General features: G+C 67.7%; 24 protein-coding genes. 17 read left to right on the top strand and 7 right to left on the bottom strand.

Going from position 1 to position 23,003, the window contains the following annotated elements; genetic code table 11:
• Positions 1 to 108: 108 nt before the first annotated feature.
• The 4 genes from IAE60_RS11935 to IAE60_RS11920 all read left to right on the top strand — a co-directional run bounded on the left by IAE60_RS11935 (position 109) and on the right by IAE60_RS11920 (position 6,108).
• Positions 109 to 1,038, top strand: a complete 930-nt coding sequence (locus IAE60_RS11935; RefSeq protein WP_185896000.1) for an ArsR/SmtB family transcription factor — start codon at positions 109 to 111, stop codon at positions 1,036 to 1,038.
• The gene (locus IAE60_RS11930) at positions 1,035 to 2,120 is read left to right on the top strand and encodes a homocysteine S-methyltransferase family protein (RefSeq protein ID WP_187572415.1); all 1,086 of its coding nucleotides are present in this window, start codon (positions 1,035 to 1,037) and stop codon (positions 2,118 to 2,120) included. Before IAE60_RS11935 ends, IAE60_RS11930 begins: the two co-directional genes overlap by 4 nt.
• Positions 2,117 to 4,804: a methionine synthase gene (gene metH, locus IAE60_RS11925; protein WP_187572414.1), complete on the top strand. Its 2,688-nt coding sequence runs from the start codon at positions 2,117 to 2,119 to the stop codon at positions 4,802 to 4,804. The genes IAE60_RS11930 and metH overlap by 4 nt, the downstream gene beginning before the upstream one ends.
• Before the next feature lie 119 nt (positions 4,805 to 4,923).
• Positions 4,924 to 6,108 (top strand): MFS transporter, encoded by a 1,185-nt coding sequence (locus tag IAE60_RS11920; RefSeq protein WP_244966561.1) that lies wholly within the window; start codon positions 4,924 to 4,926, stop codon positions 6,106 to 6,108.
• Positions 6,109 to 6,126: 18 nt separating this feature from the next.
• Here IAE60_RS11920 and IAE60_RS11915 read toward each other — a convergent pair whose 3' ends face one another.
• From IAE60_RS11915 to IAE60_RS11890, 6 genes are all read right to left on the bottom strand, one after another.
• Positions 6,127 to 6,813, bottom strand: a complete 687-nt coding sequence (locus tag IAE60_RS11915; RefSeq protein ID WP_187572413.1) for an alpha/beta fold hydrolase — start codon at positions 6,811 to 6,813, stop codon at positions 6,127 to 6,129.
• Positions 6,814 to 6,830: 17 nt separating this feature from the next.
• Positions 6,831 to 7,460, bottom strand: coding sequence for a DUF2058 domain-containing protein (locus IAE60_RS11910; RefSeq protein ID WP_187572412.1), 630 nt, complete (start codon positions 7,458 to 7,460; stop codon positions 6,831 to 6,833).
• Positions 7,461 to 7,496: 36 nt separating this feature from the next.
• On the bottom strand, positions 7,497 to 7,733 hold the full coding sequence (locus IAE60_RS11905; protein ID WP_162108815.1) for a SlyX family protein: 237 nt from the start codon (positions 7,731 to 7,733) through the stop codon (positions 7,497 to 7,499).
• The gene (locus IAE60_RS11900) at positions 7,723 to 9,075 is read right to left on the bottom strand and encodes a UDP-glucose dehydrogenase family protein (protein ID WP_187572411.1); all 1,353 of its coding nucleotides are present in this window, start codon (positions 9,073 to 9,075) and stop codon (positions 7,723 to 7,725) included. Before IAE60_RS11900 ends, IAE60_RS11905 begins: the two co-directional genes overlap by 11 nt.
• A gap of 43 nt (positions 9,076 to 9,118) precedes the next feature.
• Positions 9,119 to 10,054: an FKBP-type peptidyl-prolyl cis-trans isomerase gene (locus tag IAE60_RS11895; protein WP_187572410.1), complete on the bottom strand. Its 936-nt coding sequence runs from the start codon at positions 10,052 to 10,054 to the stop codon at positions 9,119 to 9,121.
• A gap of 79 nt (positions 10,055 to 10,133) precedes the next feature.
• The gene (locus IAE60_RS11890; RefSeq protein WP_187572409.1) at positions 10,134 to 10,697 is read right to left on the bottom strand and encodes a glutathione peroxidase; all 564 of its coding nucleotides are present in this window, start codon (positions 10,695 to 10,697) and stop codon (positions 10,134 to 10,136) included.
• 134 nt (positions 10,698 to 10,831) lie between these two features.
• Between IAE60_RS11890 and IAE60_RS11885 the strand changes: the two genes are divergently transcribed.
• From IAE60_RS11885 to IAE60_RS11850, 8 genes are all read left to right on the top strand, one after another.
• Positions 10,832 to 11,092, top strand: a complete 261-nt coding sequence (locus IAE60_RS11885; protein WP_185895993.1) for a hypothetical protein — start codon at positions 10,832 to 10,834, stop codon at positions 11,090 to 11,092.
• Positions 11,093 to 11,095: 3 nt separating this feature from the next.
• Complete coding sequence (locus tag IAE60_RS11880) at positions 11,096 to 11,458, top strand: GntR family transcriptional regulator (RefSeq protein ID WP_162108810.1); 363 nt, start codon at positions 11,096 to 11,098, stop codon at positions 11,456 to 11,458.
• On the top strand, positions 11,458 to 12,333 hold the full coding sequence (locus tag IAE60_RS11875) for an ABC transporter ATP-binding protein (RefSeq protein WP_162108809.1): 876 nt from the start codon (positions 11,458 to 11,460) through the stop codon (positions 12,331 to 12,333). Before IAE60_RS11880 ends, IAE60_RS11875 begins: the two co-directional genes overlap by 1 nt.
• Positions 12,330 to 13,328, top strand: coding sequence for an ABC transporter permease (locus IAE60_RS11870; RefSeq protein ID WP_162108808.1), 999 nt, complete (start codon positions 12,330 to 12,332; stop codon positions 13,326 to 13,328). Before IAE60_RS11875 ends, IAE60_RS11870 begins: the two co-directional genes overlap by 4 nt.
• A 58-nt stretch (positions 13,329 to 13,386) precedes the next feature.
• Positions 13,387 to 14,049: a YggN family protein gene (locus tag IAE60_RS11865; RefSeq protein ID WP_187572408.1), complete on the top strand. Its 663-nt coding sequence runs from the start codon at positions 13,387 to 13,389 to the stop codon at positions 14,047 to 14,049.
• 78 nt (positions 14,050 to 14,127) lie between these two features.
• Positions 14,128 to 14,802 carry a hypothetical protein gene (locus tag IAE60_RS11860; RefSeq protein WP_187572407.1) on the top strand — a complete coding sequence of 225 codons (675 nt, stop codon included), beginning with the start codon at positions 14,128 to 14,130 and terminating at the stop codon, positions 14,800 to 14,802.
• Between the two features lie 57 nt (positions 14,803 to 14,859).
• Positions 14,860 to 15,696, top strand: a complete 837-nt coding sequence (locus IAE60_RS11855; RefSeq protein WP_187572406.1) for a hypothetical protein — start codon at positions 14,860 to 14,862, stop codon at positions 15,694 to 15,696.
• A 16-nt stretch (positions 15,697 to 15,712) separates the two neighbouring features.
• Positions 15,713 to 16,384 carry a YggN family protein gene (locus tag IAE60_RS11850; RefSeq protein ID WP_187572405.1) on the top strand — a complete coding sequence of 224 codons (672 nt, stop codon included), beginning with the start codon at positions 15,713 to 15,715 and terminating at the stop codon, positions 16,382 to 16,384.
• 42 nt (positions 16,385 to 16,426) lie between these two features.
• Here IAE60_RS11850 and IAE60_RS11845 read toward each other — a convergent pair whose 3' ends face one another.
• Positions 16,427 to 17,848: a class II fumarate hydratase gene (locus tag IAE60_RS11845; protein WP_187572404.1), complete on the bottom strand. Its 1,422-nt coding sequence runs from the start codon at positions 17,846 to 17,848 to the stop codon at positions 16,427 to 16,429.
• 137 nt (positions 17,849 to 17,985) lie between these two features.
• Here IAE60_RS11845 and purB point away from each other — a divergent pair, with 137 nt between their 5' ends.
• The 5 genes from purB to IAE60_RS11820 all read left to right on the top strand — a co-directional run bounded on the left by purB (position 17,986) and on the right by IAE60_RS11820 (position 22,918).
• Complete coding sequence (gene purB, locus IAE60_RS11840; protein WP_187572403.1) at positions 17,986 to 19,353, top strand: adenylosuccinate lyase; 1,368 nt, start codon at positions 17,986 to 17,988, stop codon at positions 19,351 to 19,353.
• A gap of 20 nt (positions 19,354 to 19,373) precedes the next feature.
• Positions 19,374 to 19,772, top strand: coding sequence for a VOC family protein (locus IAE60_RS11835; RefSeq protein ID WP_187572402.1), 399 nt, complete (start codon positions 19,374 to 19,376; stop codon positions 19,770 to 19,772).
• Positions 19,769 to 20,680, top strand: a complete 912-nt coding sequence (gene blaAIM, locus IAE60_RS11830; RefSeq protein WP_187572401.1) for an AIM family subclass B3 metallo-beta-lactamase — start codon at positions 19,769 to 19,771, stop codon at positions 20,678 to 20,680. The genes IAE60_RS11835 and blaAIM overlap by 4 nt, the downstream gene beginning before the upstream one ends.
• Before the next feature lie 85 nt (positions 20,681 to 20,765).
• Entirely contained in the window at positions 20,766 to 22,013 is a 1,248-nt protein-coding gene (locus IAE60_RS11825; RefSeq protein WP_187572400.1) for a ribosomal protein uL16 3-hydroxylase, read from the top strand.
• The gene (locus IAE60_RS11820; protein WP_187572399.1) at positions 22,010 to 22,918 is read left to right on the top strand and encodes a GNAT family N-acetyltransferase; all 909 of its coding nucleotides are present in this window, start codon (positions 22,010 to 22,012) and stop codon (positions 22,916 to 22,918) included. Before IAE60_RS11825 ends, IAE60_RS11820 begins: the two co-directional genes overlap by 4 nt.
• Positions 22,919 to 23,003 lie beyond the last annotated feature (85 nt).

Genomic DNA, 23,003 nt, shown 5'->3' with positions numbered 1-23,003 from the left:
CATTGAATACCAATTGTAACCCGCGACCATGCGTGGCCGTATGCCGTGGGTTGACCCGGCCCGGGGCAGGCCGTCAAAATATCTCTATATCGCGATAGGAAGATATTCATGGATCTGGAAGCCTGGTCGACCCGGCTGAAGGTGTTCGCCGACGCCACCCGCGTCCGCCTGCTGGCCCTGCTGGCCCGCGAGGAGCTGACGGTGGCCGAACTGTCCGCCATCACCCAGCTGGCACAGCCGCGCGTATCCACCCATCTGGCCAAGCTGAAGGAAGCCGGCCTGGTGCGCGATCGCCGCGCGGGGGTTTCGGCCTACTACCGCTTCGACGAGGACAACCTAGACACGGTCCAGCGCGAACTCTGGCGCAGCCTGCGCGACGGCAGCGACGATCCGCTGCTGCGCCAGGACGCCGAACGCGTGGCCGGCGTGCTGGCCAATCGTGCCGCCGACCAGAACTGGGCCGACAGCGTCGCCGGCGACATGGAGCGCCACTACTCCCCCGGGCGCACCTGGGAAGCGCTGGCGCGCACCGCGCTGCCCTTGCTGGAGACGGGCGACGTGCTGGACATCGCCTCCGGCGACGGCGTGCTGGCCGAACTTCTGTCGCCGCACGCCAAGCGGTACATCTGCATCGACACCAGCGCCCGCGTCGTCGCGGCCGCCGGCGAGCGGCTGCGCCGTTTCCCCAACGTGGAAGTCCGCGAGGGGGACATGCATGCCTTGCCGTTCAAGGACGCCAGTTTCGATCTGGTGGTCCTGATGCATGCGCTCACCTATTCCACCAAGCCGGCACAGGCCGTGGCGGAAGCCGCGCGCGTGCTGCGCAGAGGGGGCCGCCTGCTGCTCAGCAGCCTGGCCAGGCATGAGCACCGCTCGGTCGTGGAAGCCTACGGCCACGTCAACCTGGGTTTCTCGGAAAAGGAATTGCGCAAGTTCGCCGAGAAGGCCGGGCTGGAGATCGCCAATGCCGAGACCGTCACCCGGGAGCGCCGTCCGCCCCATTTCGAAGTGCTTTCGTTGACCGCGGTGAAGCCATGAAGACCCTCCCCTGGCTGCACCCTGCCCGCGCCGGACTGCTGCTCCAGGCCCTGGAAGAACGCATCCTGGTCATCGACGGCGCCATGGGCACGATGATCCAGCGCCACGGCCTGCAGGAAGCCGACTACCGCGGCGAACGCTTCGCCACCGGCTGCGATGCGCAGCACGCGCATGAACACGGCGCCGGCTGCGATCACGACCTCAAGGGCAACAACGACCTGCTGCTGCTCACCAAGCCGGAAGTGATCGCCGGCGTGCATACCGCCTACCTCGAGGCGGGCGCGGACCTGGTGGAGACCAACACGTTCAACGCAACGTCTATCAGCCAGGCCGACTACCACCTCGAACACCTGGTGTACGAGCTGAACAAGGCCGGTGCGCAGGTCGCACGGGCGTGCTGTGACGCCATCGAGGCCACGACGCCCGACAAGCCGCGCTTCGTGATCGGCGTGCTGGGCCCCACCAGCCGCACCGCGTCGATCAGCCCGGACGTCAACGATCCTGGCTTCCGCAACACCAGTTTCGACGAACTGCGCGGCACCTACCGCGAGGCCATCGAAGGCCTGATCGACGGCGGGGCGGACACCCTGATGGTCGAGACGATCTTCGACACGCTCAACGCGAAGGCGGCCCTGTACGCCATCGAAGAAGTGTTCGAGGCGCGTGGCGGGCGCCTGCCGGTGATGATTTCCGGCACCATCACCGATGCGTCGGGACGCACGCTGTCGGGCCAGACCGCCGAGGCGTTCTACACGTCCGTGGCGCACGGCCGCCCCCTGTCGGTGGGGCTCAACTGCGCGCTGGGCGCCCGGGACCTGCGCGAGCACGTGGAGACGCTCGCTACGGTGGCCGATGCCTATGTCAGCGCGCATCCCAACGCCGGCCTGCCCAACGCTTTCGGCGAGTACGACGAGACGCCGGAGGAAATGGCGGCCACGCTGAAGGAGTTCGCCCAGTCCGGCCTGCTCAACCTGGTCGGAGGCTGCTGCGGCACCACGCCCGCCCACATCCGGGCCATCGCCGAGGCCGTCGCCGGTCTGCCGCCGCGGCGGCTGCCCGCCAGCCTGGAGCAGGCCGCATGAGCGCGGCCGCACGCCATACGCGGCTGTCGGGCCTGGAACCGCTGGTCATCACCCCCGACCTGCTGTTCGTCAACGTGGGCGAGCGCACCAACGTCACCGGCAGTGCGCAGTTCCGCAAGCTGATCAAGGAAGAACGCTACGAGGAAGCCGTCGAGGTCGCGCGACAGCAGGTCGCCAACGGCGCCCAGATCCTCGACGTGAACATGGACGAGGGCCTGATCGATTCCGAGAAGGCGATGGTCCGCTTTCTCAACCTGATCGCCTCCGAGCCCGACATCGCGCGCATCCCGGTGATGGTGGACTCCTCCAAGTGGAGCGTGATCGAGGCCGGCCTGAAATGCTTGCAGGGCAAGGGCGTGGTCAACTCGATCTCGCTGAAGGAGGGCGAAGAAGCCTTCGTCGAGCATGCCCGCAAGGTGCTGCGCTACGGCGCGGCCGCCGTGGTCATGGCCTTCGACGAGACCGGCCAGGCGGACACCTGCGCGCGCAAGGTCGAGATCTGCACGCGTGCCTACCGCATCCTGACCGAAGAGGTGGGCTTCCCGCCGGAAGACATCATCTTCGATCCGAACATCTTCGCGGTCGCCACCGGCATCGAGGAGCACGACAACTACGCCGTGGACTTCATCGAAGCCACGCGCATCATCAAGCGGACGCTGCCGCACTGCCACGTGTCGGGCGGCGTCTCGAACGTGTCGTTCTCGTTCCGTGGCAACGAACCGGTCCGCGCGGCCATCCACTCGGTGTTCCTGTACCACGCCATCCAGGCCGGGATGGACATGGGCATCGTCAATGCCGGCGGCCTGCCCGTCTACGACGATCTGGACGCGGAGCTGCGCGAGCGGGTGGAAGATGTGATCCTCAACCGCCGCAAGGACGCGACCGAACGGCTGCTGGAGATCGCCGACCGCTACAAGGGCAGGAAGGGCGAGGCGCCGGTCGAGAACCTGGCCTGGCGCGAGAAGCCGGTGCGCGAGCGCCTGGCGCACGCACTGGTACACGGCATCGACGCCTTCGTCGACGAGGACACCGAGGAAGCGCGCCGCCAGGCCGCGCGTCCGCTGGACGTCATCGAAGGTCCGCTGATGGACGGCATGAACGTGGTCGGCGACCTGTTCGGCGCCGGCAAGATGTTCCTGCCGCAGGTAGTGAAGTCCGCGCGCGTGATGAAGAAGGCCGTCGCCTACCTGCTGCCCTTCATCGAGGCCGAGAAGCTGCGCACCGGCGATGTCGGCAAGTCCAACGGCAAGATCGTCATGGCCACCGTCAAGGGCGACGTGCACGACATCGGCAAGAACATCGTCGGCGTAGTGCTGGCCTGCAACAACTTCGATGTGGTGGACCTGGGCGTCATGGTGCCCACGCAGAAGATCCTCGACACCGCGAAAGCCGAGAACGCCGACCTGATCGGCCTGTCCGGCCTGATCACGCCGTCGCTGGAGGAGATGACCCACGTGGCGCGCGAAATGCAGCGCCAGGGCTTTGACACGCCGCTGCTGATCGGCGGCGCGACCACTTCACGCGCGCACACGGCGCTGAAGATCGATCCGCATTACCAGGCTCCCACCGTCTGGGTGAAGGATGCCTCGCGCGCGGTCGGCGTGGCGCAGTCGCTGATCTCGCGCGACATGCGTGCCGCCTTCGTGGCCGCCAACGACGCCGACTACGCCGAGATCCGCGAACGCCACAAGAACCGCGGCGACGCCAAGCGCCTGGTATCGCTGGAGAAGGCACGCGGACAGAAGTTCGATGGCGGCTGGGCCGACTACACGCCGCCCGCGCCCCGCCAGCCCGGGCTGCACGTGTTCGACGACTACCCGCTCGACGAACTGGTGGACTGCATCGACTGGACGCCGTTCTTCAATGCCTGGGAACTGTTCGGCAAGTATCCGGCGATCCTGACCGACGACGTGGTCGGCGCGCAGGCCAGCGAACTGTACCGGGATGCGAGGGCGATGCTGGCGAAGATCGTCGACGAGCGATGGCTGACGGCGAAGGCGGTGTTCGGCCTGTGGCCGGCCAACAGCATCGGCGACGATGTCGAACTGACGGTCGACGGACGCAGCGAGCGCCTGCACTTCCTGCGCCAGCAGGTCGACAAGCCGGTCGAACGCCCGGACTTCTGCCTGGCCGACTTCATTGCCCCGAAAGACTCCGGGCGGCAGGACTGGATCGGCATGTTCGCCGTCACCGCCGGCATCGGCATCGACGCGCACGTGGCCCGCTTCGAGGCCGACCACGACGACTACAACGCCATCCTGCTCAAGGCCCTGGCCGACCGCCTGGCCGAGGCGCTGGCCGAACGCCTGCACCAGCGCGTGCGCACCGAGTTCTGGGGCTACGTCGCCGACGAAACGCTCGACAACGAAGCACTGATCGCGGAGAAGTACATCGGCATCCGCCCGGCACCCGGTTATCCGGCCTGCCCGGAGCACAGCGAGAAAGCCACGCTGTTCCGCCTGCTGGATGCGGGCAGCCATGCCGGCATGTCGTTGACCGAGAGCTTCGCGATGCTGCCGACCGCGGCCGTGTCCGGCTATTACTTCAGCCATCCGCAGAGCCAGTATTTCGTGGTGGGGCGGGTGTCGAAGGAACAGGTGGCGGACTATGCCCGGCGCAAGGGCGTGGAAATCGCGCAGGTGGAGCGCTGGCTGGCCTCGAACCTGGACTACGATCCGGAATGAGGCGGCGCGCGCCCGGCTAGAATGCGCCACCTTCTCCGTGGTCGTCCCGCCATGCCGTCGCCCCTCCCCTGCTGCCCCATCCGGATGACGTCCGCAGCGGCGTCCGCGGACCGGGCACCATGAACGCGACGACCGGCATGTCGGACTATCCCGCCGCGCGGCTGTCCAGCTTCTATTTCTTCTACTACGCCGTGCTGGGCGCGTTCACGCCGTACTGGAGCCTGTACCTGGAATCGCGCGGGCTGGGCGTCACCGCCATCAGCGTGCTGATGAGCCTGTGGTACGCCACGCGCATCGTCTCGCCCTCGTTGTGGACGACGCTGGCCGCCCGCTCGCCGCAGCCGATCCGCTGGCTGCACCTGGGGTGCGCGCTGGCCGTGGGCAGCTTTGCGCTGTTCCTGCTGCCCTTGAACTACGTGGGCCTGTTCGTCGTGATGACGGCGTTCTGCTTCGCCTATAACGCCGTAATGCCGCAGTTCGAGTCGATCACCATGTCGCACCTGGCGGCGCGCAGCGATCGCTACGGCCTGATCCGCGTATGGGGGTCGATCGGCTTCATCGTGGTCGTGGCCTCGTTCGGCTGGCTGATCGATGCAAGACGGCTCGGCATCGGCGCCCTGCCCTGGCTGATGCTGCCGGTGCTGGCGGCCGTGCTGGGGTCGGCGCTGATCAACCGGTACGCGCACGACCCGGACGCCTCGCGGACGGCAGCGGACGAAGGCTTCCGCGCACGCCTGCGCCAGCCCCACGTCATCGCGTTCTTCGTCGCCGCATTCCTGACCCAGGTGTCGTTCGGTCCGTTCTACACGTTCTTCTCGATCTACCTTTCCGAACACGGCTACAGCACCGCAACGCAGGGCGTACTGTGGACCGTGGGCGTGCTGGCCGAGATCGCCGTGTTCTTCCTCTCCAGCCGCATCTTCCGTCGCTGGGATGCTGCGCGCGTGCTGATGTTCGCCCTGCTCAGCGCATCCGTCCGCTGGCTGATGACGGCGCTGTTTCCCGACAACACACCGCTGATGGTGTTGGCCCAGCTGACCCATGCACTGAACTTCGGCGCGTTCTTCGCGGCCGCCATGCAGTTGCTGGTGCGATTCTTCCCGGGTCGCCTCAACGGCCATGGCCAGGGCGTGTTCTATGGATTGTCGTCAGGCGTCGGCGGGGTGTGCGGCGCATTGCTGGCGGGACAGCTGTGGCGCTTCGGCGGCGAGACCGCCTTCGTGGCGTCGTCGGCCACCGCCCTGCTTGCCGCCGTCATCGTGTGGCGGTGGCTGGTGCGTCCGGCGCCTTCTCGCACCGCCTGATGCAACTGACCGGTCGATTCAGCGCAGCTGACTGAGGAAGCGCCGGATCGCCGCTGCGGCTTCTACGGGAGCGAGTTGAAACAGGAAGTGGGGGGCCGCGATCGTCTCCCGTCGTGCGTTGCGCGCCAGACGTGCGATGTCGCGTCCCGCACGGGGCCGGATCAACCGGTCGTGCCCGGCCTGCAGATAGAGCAGCGGCATGGTCAGGCCCGCGAGCTCATCACGTACGTCCACCCGCAGGGCAGCCAGCGCGCGACGCCGCAGCACATCCACCGGTATCGCGTCGAGGATAAGGTCCAGTTCTTTTCGCAGGTCCGACGGCATACCCTCACCGGCCAGCAGTCGCTCAAGCGCGAATACCGGTGGCGTGATGGCCGGCATCCGCTGCAGCACGTTGGCCAACAGGGCGCTGACCGGAAGCGGGTTGTGCACGAAGCTGGCCGCCAGCACGACGGCCCTTACCCTCGCAGGGTGCCGGTGCGCGAGCATGACCGCCAGCGGTCCGGCGAAGGACTCGGCCACCAGCACGACATCCGCATGGCGCCGCATTGTGGACTCGAACGCATCGGCCAGCGCGGCATAGCTGTGGAAATGGCCGCTGTCGTACGTCCAGGGCTCGACCTCGACCGCATCGCCAAATGCCTGAATCAGCGGCGCATACAGACGACCGGTGCCATCCAGCCCCGGCAACAGGCACAGGCGCATGCCGTCACCCGCCCGGGTCACCACACCAGGTCGTCGGGCACCTGGTATTTCGGATCCGCGTAGGGGTCTTCCTCGGCGGTCGCGTTCGGGTCGACCTTCAGCGCCACGGCCGCCGCGAAGATCGCTTCGGCTTCGGCCAGCACGTCGGATGTCACCAGCAGGTAGCGTCCATTCTGCTGCACCACGCCCAGCTCGCCGGCATTGAGCGCCTTCAGCTGCTCGGCGTTGACGTAGATGCGCTTGATCTTGCCGCCGTAGGGGAAATGCCGGGCGATGTCGGCCTCGGCATCGTTCAGCGCCTTGTCCTTCAGGAAGGCCTCGAGCTTGGCCTTCGCCTCGCGACGCAGGCGGGCCTCCTCCTGCTTCACGCGCTCGGCTTCGATCCGCTCGTCCTTCTCGCGCTGGGCGCGGATGGCGTATGCCTTCGCCAGATCGATCTCTTCCTGCGAACGCGGCTTGCGCGACTGTCCCTGCGACGGCCGCGGCTTGCCGCCCGGGCCGGTGCGCGGCGGCGGCGCAGCGCCCTTGCCGGGCGGCCGCGGGCCGGGCCTGCGTGCGTCTGGCTTGCGTGCTTCCGGTTTGCGTTCGGGCTTGGGCGCCGGCTTGAAGCCCAGGCCCAGCAACTGGTCTCGAAGGGAATCGCTCATGAGTCGTTCGTGGGGACGTGCCGTGGCGGCAGCGTATCAATAATGGGGCGGCGGCGGCTCGCTGGCCGGGTCCTCGAACAGCGAGGTACGCACCTTGCCCAGCTCTTCCACCATGTGACGCAGGAGCAGCGCCGTACGCTGGTTCTCCGCGCGCGCGTCGGCCAGGGCCTCGCTGAGTTCATTCAGCGAGTGCTCCTGGAACGCAAGACGGGTTTCCAGTTCCACCAGTCGGCGTTCCAGTGCATCGCCCTGTCGTGTCGGCTCAGCCTGCATGCACGGACCTCCCGCGCCCGATCCCGTAATACGCAATGCCCGCGGCCTCCACCTCGACCGGGTCGTAGAGGTTGCGGCCATCGAAGATCACCGCGTCGCCCAGCGCATCGCGCAGGCGGACGAAGTCCGGGCTGCGGAACTGTTTCCACTCGGTCACCACGAACAGCGCGTCGGCGCCTTCCAGCGCGGCGTACGCATCCCGGCACAGCACCAGGTCGTCGCGTTCACCGAAGATGCGCGACGCCTCCTCGTGGGCTTCGGGATCGTAGGCGCGGACACGCGCACCGGCCTCCCACAGCTCGGACAGCAGCCTACGGCTGCTGGCTTCGCGCATGTCGTCGGTATTGGGCTTGAACGCCAGCCCCCACACCGCGAAGGTCTTGCCGCGCACGCCTTCGTCCTCGCCGCGGTCGTAGTGGCGTTGCAGCAGTTCGAAAAGATGGCCCTTCTGGCGATCATTGACGCCTTCTACCGCCTGCAGGAGCTCGGGCACGTAGCCGTGCTGCTGCGCGGTGCGCGCCAGCGCCTGGACATCCTTCGGGAAGCAGGAGCCGCCGTAGCCGGCGCCCGGGTAGATGAAGTGCCAGCCGATGCGCGGGTCGGAACCGATCCCCTGGCGCACGTGCTCCACATCCGCCCCCACGCGTTCGGCGATGTTGGCGATCTCGTTCATGAAACTGATCTTGGTGGCCAGCATCGCGTTGGCCGCGTACTTGGTCAGTTCGGCCGAACGCACGTCCATGACCACGATGCGTTCGTGGTTGCGGTTGAACGGCGCGTACAGGCGCCGCAGCCGCTCGACCGCCTGCGGGTGCGCCGCTCCGATCACGATACGATCCGGACGCATGCAGTCGTTGACCGCATCGCCTTCCTTCAGAAACTCGGGGTTGGAAACCACGTCGAAGGCGACATCCGCGCCGCGCGCGGCCAGTTCGACCTCGATCGCGGCACGCACCTTGTCGGCCGTTCCCACCGGGACGGTGGACTTGTTCACCACCGTGCACGGGCGCCCGATGTGGCGGCCAATCGTCCGTGCCACCGCCAGCACGTACTGCAGGTCGGCGCTGCCATCCTCATCGGGCGGCGTCCCCACCGCGATGAACAGCACGTCGCCGTGGGCGATGGCCGACGCGGCATCGGTGGTGAAACGCAGGCGCCCCGCGGCGTGGTTGGCCTTGACCATGGGCGACAGGCCAGGCTCGTAGATCGGCACGATGCCCTGGTTGAGCCCGTCCACCTTGGCCGGGTCGATATCGACGCAGATCACGTCGTGACCGACCTCCGCCAGGCAGGTGCCCGTCACCAGACCCACATAACCCGTGCCGAAAATTGCGACGCGCATCTGCTGACTTCCTGCCCTTGGGAACCGTTATTGGATCAGGGGCTTATTGCAGGATGCCCATCAGTTCCACGTCGAACGTCAGCGTGGCGTCCGGTCCGATCTTGCCGCCCGGCGCGCCGCCCTCGCCGTAGGCCAGGTTGGACGGGATCCAGAAACGGTACTTGGCCCCGACCGGCATCAGCGACACGCCTTCGGTCCAACCGGCGATCACGCCGTTGAGCGGGAATTCCGCCGGCTCGCCACGGGCGTAGGAACTGTCGAACACCTCGCCGTTCAACAGCTTTCCTTCGTAGTTGACGCGCACGCGGCTGGTCGGCATGGGCCGCTGGCCATTGCCCTGCCGCAGCACCATGTACTGCAGGCCGGACGGCGTGGTGATCACGCCCGGCTTGGTCTTGTTCCCGGCGAGGAACTTGGCGCCCTCTTCGCGGTTGCGCTGGGCAAGGCCGGCCTGGCGCTTGGTCATGTAGGCCTTCATCTCCGTCTGCGCCTGTTCCACGGTCAGCAGCGGCGTGCCGGTCTTGCCGGCCACGGCGCGCACCGCCTGCGCAAGCACGGCCGGATCGATCTCGTCCTTGAACGGCATCAGCGAGGGGCCGACGACGTACGTACCCAGGAACAGGCCCACCTTGGTCTTGTCCACCGGCGGCGGGGCGCTGCCCGGCGGCATGCCGGGGATAGGCTGGCCGTCGGCCACCGCCAGGTTCACGCGCAGCAGCTGGTCGGTGGCCTGCGCTTCCTGTTCGGAAATCAGCGCCGGCTTGCCCGCGAACGTGTTGACGATCGCCCGCTCGAACGCCGCGGTGTCCATGAACGGACCCACCGGCTGCAGCGAATTGCCGACGTCCACGCCGATGGCGTAGCTGACCTTGTCGCGCTCGGTCACCAGCGCGGTTTTTTCCTGTGCAGCCACGCTGCCTCCCAGCATAGAAAACGAGATTCCCAACAACGCGGCTACGCCGCGGACCGACCGCTTCATCCTTTCACTCCTGGAGCCCGCGCCGGGAAGATGGCGCCAAACGCCTATTGTGGCACGCCTGTCGCCCTGCACGGCAGCGTCAGCGCGCCGCACGCGGAGCCGCAAGCTCGCGCTCGATCGCGGCCACCAGCGCCGGATCGTCAGGCTTGGTCTTGCTGGGGAACTGGGCGACCACGCGCCCGTCGCGCGAAATCAGGTACTTGTGGAAATTCCATCCCGGCGCCGTGCCGGTCGCCTGCGTCATTGCCTTGTACAGCGGCGTGGCGTTTTCGCCGACCACGGAGACCTTCTCGAACATGGGGAACTTCACGCCGTAGGTCAGCGTGCAGAATTCCTGGATCTCCTTTTCGGTGCCGGGTTCCTGGCCCCTGAAGTCATTGGAGGGAAAGCCGAGCACGGCGAACCCCTTGGGCGTGTACCGCTGGTGCAGGGCCTCCAGGCCCTCGTACTGCGGCGTGTAACCGCATTTGCTGGCCGTATTGACCACCAGCAGTACCTGGCCGGCATAGCGTTCCTTCAGGTTCACGGGCGTCTTGCCGGTCAGCGGCCGATAGCTGACATCCAGCAAACCCGCCGCCAAGGCCGCTGACGCGGCGCCCAGAAGCGCAACAAAAGCTATTGATTTCAACAACTTAGATGCCATGAGCCACTCCACTAGTACGAACATGACAAGTATGCCTTCAGTTGGGTGACAAAACCCCGCAACCCAGTTGACGGCCTGTGTTTTGGTGTTATAGTTGAATACAACACCACTCACCCAACTCAGGGGGGGATGCCATGAACCAGAAACTGACCCACACACTGCCCAGCCTGGCCGTCGGCGGCCTGCTGCTGGCCATCGGCGTGCTGGCGACCGTCACCGGTGCGCGCACGGCCGACGTGGAATCCACCGCGCTGGTCGGCGCGCTGGAATCCGATGCCGCCGAGGTCGCCGGCGATGACGGCAACCCGCAGGCACGGCAACACAAGCGTCGGGCCCGGGCCTCGCTGGCCATGCCCTACTTCTCCTTTGGCCAATCGCTGCGTCCGAGGAGCTGAGCCATGACATCCATCCAATGGAGCGACGGCGCCCCCATCTACCGCCAGCTGAAGGATCGCGTGATCGCCATGATGCTGGACGGGATCCTGAAGCCGGGTGACGCCCTGCCCTCCGTGCGCCAGGTGGCGGCGGAGTACCAGCTGAATCCGATCACCGTATCGCGCGCCTACCAGGAACTGGCCGACGAGGCCCTGGTGGAGAAGCGCCGCGGCCTGGGCATGTTCGTCACCGACGAAGCGTCCAAGAAGCTGCGCGGCAGCGAGCGCGAGCGGTTCCTGACCGAAGAATGGCCGGCCGTCGCCGAGCGCATCGAGCGCCTGGGCCTGTCCATCGAAGATCTGCTGCAATCCAAGGGGAACAAGTGATGAACGCCGCAATCGCCAATGCCGTGGTGTCGGCCCACGGCCTGCGCAAGGCCTACAAGAACAAGCTTGCGCTGAACGACACCAGCTTCCAGATCGAGGCCGGCAAGATCATCGGCCTGATCGGTCCCAACGGCGCGGGCAAGACCACCGCGTTGAAGGCCATCCTGGGCCTGATTCCGTTCGAAGGCCAGCTGAAGGTACTGGGCCTGGATCCGCGCAAGGATCGCGACGAGTTGATGAAGGACGTGTGCTTCATCGCCGACGTGGCCGTGCTGCCGCGCTGGATGAAGGTCAAGGAAGCCATCGACTTCGTGGACGGCGTGCACCCGCGCTTCGACCGCGCCAAGTGCGAGCGTTTCCTGGCCAATACCCAGCTCAAGCCCAACCTGCGCGTGCGCGAGATGTCCAAGGGCATGATCGTGCAGCTGCACCTGGCGCTGGTGATGGCCATCGACGCCAAGCTGCTGGTGCTGGACGAGCCCACGCTGGGCCTGGACATCCTGTACCGCAAGCAGTTCTACCAGCGCCTGCTGGAGGACTACTTCGACGAACAGAAGACCATCATCGTCACCACCCACCAGGTCGAGGAGATCGAACACATCCTCACCGACGTGATGTTCATCCGCGACGGCAGGATCGCGCTGACCGCGCAGATGGACGAAGTGGCCGAGCGTTACACCGAAGTGCTCGTCAGCGGCGAGGCGGTCGAGCAGGCCCGCGCCCTGAAACCCATCGACGAGCGCGCCCTGCCCTTCGGCAAGACCGTCCTGCTGTTCGACGGCGTGCCGCAGGCGCAACTCGCCCCGCTGGGCGAAACCCGTACCCCTGGCCTGGCCGACCTGTTCGTCGCCATCATGAAAGGAACCTACGCATGAACGCCGTGACTTCGACGTTGGGCAAGCCCTCCAAGCCGGGCGCGTTCAAATGGCTGATCAAGCGCGAGTTCTGGGAGAACCGCGGAGGCTTCTTCTGGGCGCCGGTGATCACCGGCGGCATCTTCCTGGTACTGAACCTGATCCTGGCCGTGATCGGCAGCATCGCCGCACGGCGGTCGATGGACGGTGGCGGTTTCGTCATCGACGATGCACCGGAGAAGGCGCACCAGATCGTCGGCGGCATCGGTGACGGCATGCTGCTGGGCGGTGTGATCCTGGCCTGCGTGGTACTGGCCTTCGTGGTGTTCTTCTACGCCCTGGGCACCCTCTACGACGACCGCCGCGACCGCAGCGTGCTGTTCTGGAAGTCGCTGCCGGTCTCCGACACCCACATGGTGCTGTCCAAGCTGGCCTGGGCGCTGGTCCTGGCACCGCTGCTGGCCATCGGTATCGGCATCCTGATCGGCGTGGCGATGTGGCTGATCTCTGCCCTGACCATCACCGTCAACGGCCTGCCGGCCGGTGGCGCGATGTTCACCCACTCCCACCCGTTGCGTGTGATCGGCGGCGTGATCAGCTCGCTGCCCGTGTACATGATGTGGTCGCTGCCTGCGGTCGGCTGGTTGATGTTCTGCTCGGCCTGGGCGCGCAGCAAGCCGTTCCTGTGGGCGGTGCTGGTGCCGGTGCTGGCCTGCGTGATCGTCAGCATGACCGACATCCTGCCGGGCCTGGATATCCGTCACGACCTGGTCTGGTACACGGTGGTCTACCGCGGTCTGCTGAGCGTGGTGCCGGGCGCGTGGTTCCCGACGCTGGAAGGCGGCGCCGCCAACCCGCACACCGAGATCAACACGCCGGACGAACTGGCCAACGCCATCGACCTGACCCGCAGCTGGCACGCTTTCGCCACCGCGGACCTGTGGATCGGCGCCGCCATCGGCGTGGCCCTGATCGTCGGCGCGATCCATCTGCGTCGCTGGCGCGAAAGCGAATAATCGCCAGTCAGCCTTTCCAGGCGGGCCCACCCGGGCCCGCCCCTTTCAGGAACCGGACATGCACCTTTCTCTTTCACGGACGCGCCCCCTCATCGTGCTCGGCATGATCGCCCTGGCGGCGTGCCAGCCGACCGACAAGAACCAGGCCCCCACGGGCGTGGTGGCCAAGGCGATGGACGAAGCCGCCAAGGGACTGGGCGAGGCCAGCCAGGAAATGGACAAGGCCCGCGAAGAGATCGCCACCGCACGCGACCGCCTGGCCCGCGAGAACATTTCGCTCAACCGCAACGAGAAACAGCACCTGCCCAAGGCCGAGATCACGCCGGCCGGTGACCTGCTGATCGAAGGCAAGGCCGTCGCGACCACCCCGGAACAGAAGGCGCTGGTGCTGGCCTACCGCGGCGAACTGCTCGGCGTGGTCGGCGATGGCATGGCGATCGGGATGGAGGGGGCCCGTGTCGGCATCGACGCAGCCGCCTCCGCGCTGAAAGGAGTCCTGGCGGGCCAGGACGGCGACCAGATTGGCAAGCAGGTCGGCGAGCAGGCCAAGGCCAAGATCCAGCCCATGGTCGCGCAGCTGTGCACGCGCCTGCCCGGCCTGTTGTCGGCACAGCAGGCGCTTTCCGCCGCCCTGCCCGAGTTCGCGCCCTACGCCACGATGGACCAGGCCGATGTGGACGACTGCGGCGACGCCAATGGCGACGGCAACTGGACCTTCTGAGGTTTCCCGCCCCAACCCGCGCGTTAGCCCGCGTATCAACGCCACCGACATCGATCCAGACGACGAAGAGGACACGCCATGCACTCCACGCGTAAACCACGCATGCTGATGACGATGTTCCTGGCCAGCCTTCTTCCGCTCGCGGTACAGACGGCGAACGCCGGGGATACCCGCATCGACAACGAGATCAGCGCCGACCTCGCCGATGCCCGCAGTGAAGTCCGTACCGAGCTCGCCGCTGCCCGTCGCGAACTCGACACCGGCAACCTGCAACTGGGCGACAGTCTTCGCTTCGGCATGTCGGATGCGCGCGCCTCCCATGCGGATCGCGCGTTGCCCCAGGCGGAAATCACTCCGCTGGGTGATTTCCTCATCGAAGGCAGACCGGTCGCCATCGACCGCCACCAGCGCCAGGAACTGCTGCTCTACCGTGGCGAGGTCATCGCCATCGCCAAGGCCGGCATCGACATCGGCGAGCGCAGTGCCCAGGCGGCGCTGGATGCGGTGGACCGCGGCCTCTTCAGTCTGATGTTCGGCGCGATGACCGGCAGCCTGGAGCGGCGCATCGAGAAGACCGTCCGCGAGACCGTCGAACCCGGCGTGCGGCAGATCTGCCTGAGCCTGCCGGCGCTGCGGGACCGCCGGCAACGCCTGTCCGCCACGCTTCCCGCGTTCCGTCCTTACGCCACGCTGGAGGCGGACGATGTCGAGGACTGCGAGAACGAGATGCGCCGCGAGTTCGCGAGCCGATAGCGCGCGTTCGCCGGCAGTCGCGGCCCCATCCGACACGATCACTCCCGGAGACTCAGAATGCGTACCGTCCTGATCGCTTCCTCCCTGCTCGCCGCGCTGGCGCTGTCGGCGCCCGCGTCGGCCTCCGACCGGTACTGCAAGCACGAATCTCCCCGCCAGCTCGTACTGGACACCGGCGATGCCAAGGCCGTGGTATTCGAGGTCGGGCCCCACGACCTGACGGTGGAATCGCGCGCAGGGGCCCCCGCCGCGATGAGCGGCCGCGCCTGCAGCAGCCATGCCGACCGGTTGGCGCGGCTGAAGATCGAACAGCGCCGCGCCGGCGACAAACTGATCGTGCGCCTGTACCAGGAGGGCAGCTTCAGCGGCATCTCCTTCGGCAGCAACTACGCCTACATGAACCTGACGGCGACCCTGCCGGACCATCTGCCCGTGCAGGTGAAAATCGGGTCGGGTGAGGCCAAGGTCACGGGCGCCCCCGTGTTCAGCGCCGACGTGGGATCGGGCCACGCCGTGGGGCGCGATATCCGCGGGCTGGCCGCCGTCTCGGTGGGCTCGGGGGATATCGACATCCACGGCGCCGGCAGCCTCAAGGTCGTCTCGATCGGTTCGGGCGACGTGGAGGCCGACAGCGTGCACGGTCGCACCCGCGTCGGCAGCATCGGCTCGGGCAGCTTCAGCCTGTCGCGCGGTGGCGGTGCCGAGATAGACTCGATCGGTTCCGGTGGCGCCGAGCTGCGCGACATCACCGGCGATGTGGTGGTCGGCTCGGTTGGCTCCGGCGGCGTGGAAGCGCGCAATGTCGCCGGCGCACTGACCGTCCGCTCGCTCGGAAGTGGTGATGTCGACCACGAAGGCGTCACCGGCACCCTCGATATCCCGAAACATCACTGAAATTCCAGGAAAGACCATGACCCGATTCGCACCGCTCGCTCTTGCACTGTCCCTCGTGCTGCTGTCCGCCTGTTCGGGCAAGGACAAGGCGCCCGACGCCGGGGAAGGAGACGACGTCGCCGTCTCGCGCGCGCTGTGGGGCCAGAACCTCACCCTGAACGCGACCGGTCATCCACAGGCTGAAATTTCGGCAAAGGGCGACTTCATCGTCGGCGGCAAGAAGGTGGAAGTGAGCGATACGCAGCGGACGCTGTTGGTCGCCTATCACCGCGAGCTGGGCGGCATCGCCGACGCCGGCATCGCCACCGGCAAGGAAGGGGCCAAGCTCGCCGGCAAGGCGGTGGGCGCTGCGGTGAAGGGCGTCTTCAGCGGCAATCCGGACCAGATCGACAAGCAGATCGAAGCCGAGGCCAAGAAGGTGGAGGCTGAAGCGATGAAGATCTGCGACCGTCTGCCTGGGCTTTACAAGGCACAGCAGGACCTCGCTGCCGCGCTGCCGGCCTTCCAGCCCTACGCGTCGATGGACGAAGGCGATGCGGAAGACTGCCGCACCAGCCACACCGAAAACCATGAAGCCGGCAAGGACATCGGCCGGGCCATCGGCCGCGCGGTCAAGGGCGACAACAGCGATGCAACGAATGCGGCGGCGGAAGCCGACGCCGCCGCTGCCGAGCCCGCCAAGCCCTGATCCGGCCGACACGTCTGCCGCGGCATCGCGGCAGACGGACTCTCAGCCGCCCCCGCCGCCCGCCTTGCCGTGGATGCCGCCCTTGGCGAGCACGGCAGGATCCAGCAGCGGTTTGAGCGTCTTGTCCGGCAGCCCCGTGATCTCGCGCGCGACCTCCAGCACCGGCCGGTTCTGCTTGTAGGCCTGCTTGGCGATGGCGGCGCCCTTTTCGTAACCGATCACCGGGTTGAGCGCGGTGACCAGGATCGGGTTGCGGTCCAGCGCTTCCTTCACCCGCGCTTCGCGCACCCTCAGGCCGGCGATGCAGTCGTCGGCCAGCAGCCGTGACACGTTCGACAGCAGCTGCATCGCGTCCAGCAGGTTGTGTGCGATCAGCGGCAGGGTGACGTTGAGCTGGAAATTGCCGGTCTGCCCCGCCACCGTCACCGCGGTGTGGTAGCCCATCACCTGCGCACAGACCATCACGGTGGCTTCGGGAATCACCGGGTTCACCTTGCCCGGCATGATCGAACTGCCGGGCTGCAACGCGGGCAGTTCGACCTCGCCCAGCCCCGCCAGCGGTCCGGAGTTCATCCAGCGCAGGTCGTTGGCGATCTTGGTCAGGGCGACGGCCAGCGCACTGAGCTGGCCGGACAGTTCCACGGCATCGTCCTGCGCGGCCAGCCCCTCGAACTTGTTGGCGGCGCTTTCGAAGCGCGTGCCGGTGGCGGCGGACAGCGCCTTCGCGACGCGCGCGCCGAAGCGGGGATCGGCATTGATGCCGGTGCCGATAGCGGTACCGCCCAGCGGCAGCCGGCGCACCCGCTTGAGCGTGTCCTCGATGCGCGCCTGTGCCGATGCCAGCTGCGCCGACCACGCCGAGAACTCCTGACCGAAGGTCAGCGGCATGGCATCCATCAGATGGGTCCGGCCGGTCTTCACCACCTTGCCCAGCGCCCGGCCCTTCGCATCGACGGTCTTGCGCAGGTGCCCGATGGCCGGCAGCAGGTCTTCGACCGCGGCAAGTTGGGCCGCCACCCGAATCGCCGTCGGGATGACGTCGTTGGAGCTCTGGCCGAGGTTGACGTGGTCGTTCGGGTGCACCTGCGCTTTCCCTGCGCGAGAAGCGAGGGTGGCGATGACCTCGTTGGCGTTCATGTTGGACGACGTGCCGGAGCCGGTCTGGTAGACATCGATCGGGAAATGCGCGTCGTGCTCACCGCGCGCGACCTCGTTCGCGGCCGTCTGCACGGCCTTGGCGACGCCCTTGGGCAGCAGGCCCAGGCCTGCATTGACTTCGGCCGCCGCCGCTTTCACCAGGCCCAGGGCGCGGATGAAGCCACGCGGCATCGGCCGTCCGGAGATCGGGAAGTTCTGCACGGCCCGCTGTGTCTGCGCGCCCCACAGGGCTTCCGCGGGCACCTGCAGTTCGCCCATGCTGTCGTGCTCGACGCGGGTGCGGCCCGCCGTCTTCTTGCTGGTCATCACCGTCTCCTTGAAGGATTTCACGGCTTGCGCGCCGGCGAAGGCCGGTGGCTGGCGGAGCGACAGGATACGCCAGGCCGGTGGGGTGCCTTCCCGGGGTAAAATGGAACGCTCCCTTCCAGCCCCCTGCCCCGCCCATGTCGGATTCGTCCCTGCTCGCCCTCTCTCCGCTCGACGGCCGCTATGCCGGCAAGGTCGACGCGCTGCGCCCCATCTTCTCGGAGTACGGCCTGATCCGCGCCCGCGTGAAGGTGGAAGTCGAGTGGCTGCTGGCGCTGGCCGCGGAGCCGGGCATCACCGAACTGGCCGCCTTCTCCGAAGGGGCGAAAGCGCGCTTGCGGGCGCTGGCCGACGGCTTCAGCGTGGCCCACGCCGCCCGCGTCAAGGAGATCGAGCGCACCACCAACCATGACGTCAAGGCAGTGGAGTACTTCATCAAGGAGCAGCTGAAGGACGACGCCGAGCTCGCGCCCGCGCTGGAGTTCGTCCATTTCGCCTGCACCAGCGAGGACATCAACAACCTGTCCTACGGCCTGATGCTGGAACAGGCGCGCCGCGAGGTGCTGCTGCCTTCGCTGGACGGCGTCGCATCCACTCTGCGCGCACTGGCCCACGCGCAGGCCGCGCAACCCATGCTGTCGCGCACGCACGGCCAGACCGCCTCGCCGACCACGCTGGGCAAGGAGATCGCCAACGTCGTGGCCCGCCTGGAGCGCCAGCGCGCTCAGATCGCCGCGGTGGAGCTGACCGGCAAGATCAATGGCGCGGTCGGCAACTACAACGCCCACGTGGCCAGCTACCCGGACGTCGACTGGCCGGCCTTCGCCCAGCGCTTCGTCGAAGGCCTGGGCCTGGTGTTCAACCCGTACACCACCCAGATCGAGCCGCACGACAACGTGGCCGAGATCGGCGATGCCGCGCGCCGCGCGAACACCATCCTCATCGACCTGGCCCGCGACATCTGGGGCTACATCTCGCTGGGCTACTTCAAGCAAAAGCTCAAGGAAGGCGAAGTCGGCAGCTCCACCATGCCGCACAAGGTCAACCCGATCGACTTCGAGAACGCCGAGGGCAACTTCGGCATCGCCAACGCGTTGCTCGAACACTTCAGCGCCAAGCTGCCGATCAGCCGGTGGCAGCGCGATCTCACCGACTCCACCGTGCTGCGTGCACTCGGCACGGCGTTCGGCCACACCCAGGTGGCGCTGGATTCCCTGGCCAAGGGCCTGGGCAAGCTGGAAGTGAACCCGCAGCGCCTGGACGCCGACCTCGACGCCGCCTGGGAAGTACTGGCTGAGGCCGTGCAGACCGTGATGCGCCGTCACGGCCTGCCCAACCCGTACGAACAGCTGAAGGCGCTGACGCGCGGCCAGGGCATCACGGCGGATTCGATGCGCGCCTTCATCGAATCGCTGGACCTGCCGGCGGACGCCAAGCAGCGCCTGCGGGACATGACGCCGGGCAGCTATACCGGCCTGGCCGAGCGTCTCGCACGCGGCATCTGACCTCGGAGGCGGGTACGGCGATGCATCTGCTGATCAACATCGACGTACCCGACCTGCCGGCCGCCCAGGCGCTGTATACGCGTGCCTTCGGGCTGACCGCCGGGCGCCGTTTCGGTGAAGGTGGCGTCGAACTGCTGGGGGCGCAGGCACCGATCTACCTGCTGCAGAACGCGGCCGGCTCCACCGCCGCCGCCGATGCGCGCCGCGATTACATCCGCCACTGGACGCCGGTGCACCTGGACGTGGTGGTGGATCACCTTGAACCTGCCCTCGACCGTGCCCTGCAGGCTGGCCTGGTGCAGGAAACCGACATTCGCGACACGGACTGGGGCCGCATCGTCCGCCTGGCCGATCCCTGGGGCCATGGCTGGTGCCTGCTGCAGTTCGTCAATCGCGGCTACGACGAGATCGCCACATGAAACGTCGCTTCACCCTGCTGGGCAGCGTAGTCGCCCTCGCCCTCTCATCCACAGCCCTCGCCTCCGATGCGCCTGCCTCCAGGGGCTGCGCCGACGATGCGGGCTGGAACGATCCGGCAACGCCCCTGAAGGTGTATGGCAACACCTGGTACGTCGGCACCTGCGGCATCAGTGCGCTGCTGGTCACTTCCGACGCGGGCCATATCCTGGTCGATGCCGCCACGCCGCAGGCGGGCCCGCAGATCCTGGCCAACATCCGCGCACTCGGTTTCAGGCCGGAGGACGTACGGGCCATCGTGTTCTCGCACGAGCATTTCGACCATGCCGGCAGCCTCGCCGAACTGCAGAAGGCCACGGGCGCACCGGTGTATGCGCGCGCGCCCGCGGTCGACACGTTGAAGCGCGGCCTGCCGGACCGCACCGACCCGCAGTTCGAGGTGGCCGAACCCATCGCGCCGGTCGCCAACATCGTCGCCCTGGCCGACGACGGCGTGGTGAGCGTCGGTCCGCTGGCCCTGACGGCGGTCGCCTCGCCTGGCCACACCCCGGGAGGCACCAGTTGGACCTGGCGCTCCTGCGAAGGCGACGACTGTCGCCAGATGGTCTACGCCGACAGCCTGACGGCGATCTCGGACGACGTGTTCCGCTACAGCGACGACGCCGCGCATCCCGGCTACCTGGCGGCATTCCGCGACACCCTCGCACGGATCGCAGGGCTCGACTGCGAGATCCTGGTCACGCCGCATCCCTCGGCGAGCGGCCTGTGGAACCGGATCGGCCCGAGGGCCGCCGCGCCGCTGATGGACACCAGTGCCTGCCGCCGCTACGCGCAGGGCGCGATGCAGCGGCTGGAGAAGCGCCTGGCCGAGGAAGCCGCCACCTCCCCCGCCGGCGGCGCGCGGCCTTGATGCGCATCAATGCCCCGCGCGGCGTACCCCGCCACGCTGGCCTCCCTTTCCCATGCGCGGCGTGACGCTGCGCGGATCCCACACCATGAAGAAGAACCCGTCCCGCACCGCCGCCCTGCCCTTCGAGATCGTCGCCACGCGCGAACATCCGCTGGGCATGCCGGCCGAGCGCTTCCTGCGCGACTACTGGCACAAGCGGCCACTGCTGATCAGGAACGCCTTTCCCGGCTTCGAAACGCCCGTGCAGCCGGAAGACCTGGCCGGCCTGGCCTGCGAAGAGGGCGTGCTGGCGCGGATGATCAGCCTGGATCGCGCCACCGGGGCCTGGGACGTGCGCACCGGCCCGTTCCAGGAAGAGGATTTCCCCGGCCTGCCCGACCACGACTGGACCCTGCTGGTGCAGGACGTGGACAAGTGGGATGCCGATGTACGCGAACTGCTGGCGCAGTTCCGTTTCCTGCCGCGCTGGCGGGTGGACGACATCATGATCAGCTTCGCGGCCACCGGCGGCTCGGTGGGCGCCCACGTGGACCACTACGACGTGTTCCTGCTGCAGGCACAGGGCGAGCGCCGCTGGATGATCGACGCCAGCGTGGCGCTCGGGAAGCCGGCGCCGGACCTAGCCTTCCAGGAGGACGTGGCGATCAAGCTGCTGCAGCGGTTCGCCCCGACCCACGAATGGGTGCTGTCGCCCGGCGACATGCTGTACCTGCCGCCGTTGGTCCCGCACCATGGCGTGGCGGAGAACCCGTGCCTGACTTTCTCGGTGGGCATGCGCGCACCGTCGTCGGCGGAACTGATCGCCGACTACCTGGACACCCTCGTCGCCGATGCGGACGAGGCCGTGCGCTACCACGACGAGGACCTGACCGCGCCCCAGGACCATTACGAGATCGACGCCCGCGCCATGGAACGCGTGGTGGAGGCGCTGAATGCCCTGCGGATGAACGACCCGGACCGGCTGGGCGACTGGTTCGGCCGCTTCATCACCACCTACCGGGCGTCCGGCGACGTGATGCCGGGCCCCGAGGCGCCGTCACGCATCGAACTGGAATGGGACCTGCAGCAGGGCGCCCGCCTGCTCCGGCACCCTTTTTCCCGGTTCGCCTGGCGCCGCCGCCGCACGCAGGCCACGCTGTTCTGCAGTGGCGTGGACCATGTGATGCCGGTGAAGGATGCCCGCCTGCTCGCAGCCGCCGAGTCGATTGATGGCGAGGCCTACGCATCGCTCAGCGACGCCGGCCGCGATGCCGTCATGGCGCTCGCCGCGCAGGGCCACTACCAGCTCGCCCTCGACGATGACGAGCCAGGCGCCGGGGACACGCAGTCGTGAGCACGGCCGACTATCGCGTCGAGGCGGTCGACTACACCGCCGCACAGGACGATCTCCGCCGGGTCCGCGAAGCGGTGTTCGTGGAGGAACAGGGCGTTCCGCGCGACCTCGAACGGGATGCGCTGGACCCGCTGTGCCATCACGTGATCGCCCGCAACGCCGAAGGCCAGCCCATCGGCACCGCCCGGCTCACCCCCGACCACCGGATCGGCCGCATGGCCGTGCTGTCGGCCTGGCGCGGTCGGGGCGTGGGCGAGGCCTTGCTGCTCGCGCTGCTGGCCGAGGCCCGCCGACGCCAGTGGCCGGCGGTGTCCCTGCACGCACAGGTGGGAGCCGAAGGGTTCTATGCCCGCCAAGGGTTCCTGCCCGAGGGCGAGCGTTTCTTCGAAGCCGGTATCGAGCACCAGGGCATGCGCCGGGTGCTGGGCGCCACGGCCACCATCGCCCACCGGGCAGAAGCCGTCGCCATCACCACCGCCATCATCGTGCAGGCCCGCCGCGCACTGGCGATCTACAGCCGCGCCCTCGATCCTGGCCTGTGGGATGCCCCGCCGGTGATGGAGGCGCTGCGCCGGTTCGCCACGCACCGAACCGGCGTGCAGGTCCAGATCCTGTTGCAGGACGCGGCCGCGCCCCAGCACGCGTTGGCCCCGCTGATCGGCCTGGCCCAGCGCCTGCCCAGCGTCTTCGGCTTCCGCGAAGTGCAGGACCCGGTGGACCTGCCCTATGCCGCCGCCTTCGTCGCCAACGACGACCATGGCTACTACTACCGGCCGCTGGGCCACCGCTTCGATGGCGAAGCCGGCCAGGAACATGCCGGGCGTGCACGGCAGCTGCGCGAGGAGTTCACCCAGATGTGGGAACGCGCGCGTCCGGTCTCCGAATACCGCGCGCTCGGCCTCTGATCGCGGGTCCCGCGGCGCGGGCAGCCTGCGCCTTTAGTCCAATCCGGTTACGCCCCCTTCCCGGCATGGGGGTATAATTTCCCGG

Origin of the sequence: Pseudoxanthomonas mexicana (assembly GCF_014397415.1) — a bacterium.
Taxonomy (GTDB): Bacteria; Pseudomonadota; Gammaproteobacteria; order Xanthomonadales; family Xanthomonadaceae; genus Pseudoxanthomonas_A; species Pseudoxanthomonas_A mexicana.
This window is presented reverse-complemented; position numbering and strand designations above follow the sequence as displayed.

Coding starts and splice junctions, on each gene's coding strand:
- IAE60_RS11890 (WP_187572409.1), bottom strand. CDS start 10,697: ATGGCATCTAAGTTGTTGAAATCAATAGCTTTTGTTGCGCTTCTGGGC.
- IAE60_RS11835 (WP_187572402.1), top strand. CDS start 19,374: ATGCATCTGCTGATCAACATCGACGTACCCGACCTGCCGGCCGCCCAG.
- IAE60_RS11910 (WP_187572412.1), bottom strand. CDS start 7,460: ATGAGCGATTCCCTTCGAGACCAGTTGCTGGGCCTGGGCTTCAAGCCG.
- purB (WP_187572403.1), top strand. CDS start 17,986: ATGTCGGATTCGTCCCTGCTCGCCCTCTCTCCGCTCGACGGCCGCTAT.
- IAE60_RS11850 (WP_187572405.1), top strand. CDS start 15,713: ATGACCCGATTCGCACCGCTCGCTCTTGCACTGTCCCTCGTGCTGCTG.
- IAE60_RS11855 (WP_187572406.1), top strand. CDS start 14,860: ATGCGTACCGTCCTGATCGCTTCCTCCCTGCTCGCCGCGCTGGCGCTG.
- IAE60_RS11900 (WP_187572411.1), bottom strand. CDS start 9,075: ATGCGCGTCGCAATTTTCGGCACGGGTTATGTGGGTCTGGTGACGGGC.
- IAE60_RS11920 (WP_244966561.1), top strand. CDS start 4,924: ATGAACGCGACGACCGGCATGTCGGACTATCCCGCCGCGCGGCTGTCC.
- blaAIM (WP_187572401.1), top strand. CDS start 19,769: ATGAAACGTCGCTTCACCCTGCTGGGCAGCGTAGTCGCCCTCGCCCTC.
- IAE60_RS11865 (WP_187572408.1), top strand. CDS start 13,387: ATGCACCTTTCTCTTTCACGGACGCGCCCCCTCATCGTGCTCGGCATG.
- metH (WP_187572414.1), top strand. CDS start 2,117: ATGAGCGCGGCCGCACGCCATACGCGGCTGTCGGGCCTGGAACCGCTG.
- IAE60_RS11915 (WP_187572413.1), bottom strand. CDS start 6,813: ATGCGCCTGTGCCTGTTGCCGGGGCTGGATGGCACCGGTCGTCTGTAT.
- IAE60_RS11880 (WP_162108810.1), top strand. CDS start 11,096: ATGACATCCATCCAATGGAGCGACGGCGCCCCCATCTACCGCCAGCTG.
- IAE60_RS11870 (WP_162108808.1), top strand. CDS start 12,330: ATGAACGCCGTGACTTCGACGTTGGGCAAGCCCTCCAAGCCGGGCGCG.
- IAE60_RS11885 (WP_185895993.1), top strand. CDS start 10,832: ATGAACCAGAAACTGACCCACACACTGCCCAGCCTGGCCGTCGGCGGC.
- IAE60_RS11860 (WP_187572407.1), top strand. CDS start 14,128: ATGCACTCCACGCGTAAACCACGCATGCTGATGACGATGTTCCTGGCC.
- IAE60_RS11930 (WP_187572415.1), top strand. CDS start 1,035: ATGAAGACCCTCCCCTGGCTGCACCCTGCCCGCGCCGGACTGCTGCTC.
- IAE60_RS11905 (WP_162108815.1), bottom strand. CDS start 7,733: ATGCAGGCTGAGCCGACACGACAGGGCGATGCACTGGAACGCCGACTG.
- IAE60_RS11895 (WP_187572410.1), bottom strand. CDS start 10,054: ATGAAGCGGTCGGTCCGCGGCGTAGCCGCGTTGTTGGGAATCTCGTTT.
- IAE60_RS11825 (WP_187572400.1), top strand. CDS start 20,766: ATGAAGAAGAACCCGTCCCGCACCGCCGCCCTGCCCTTCGAGATCGTC.
- IAE60_RS11935 (WP_185896000.1), top strand. CDS start 109: ATGGATCTGGAAGCCTGGTCGACCCGGCTGAAGGTGTTCGCCGACGCC.
- IAE60_RS11845 (WP_187572404.1), bottom strand. CDS start 17,848: ATGACCAGCAAGAAGACGGCGGGCCGCACCCGCGTCGAGCACGACAGC.
- IAE60_RS11875 (WP_162108809.1), top strand. CDS start 11,458: ATGAACGCCGCAATCGCCAATGCCGTGGTGTCGGCCCACGGCCTGCGC.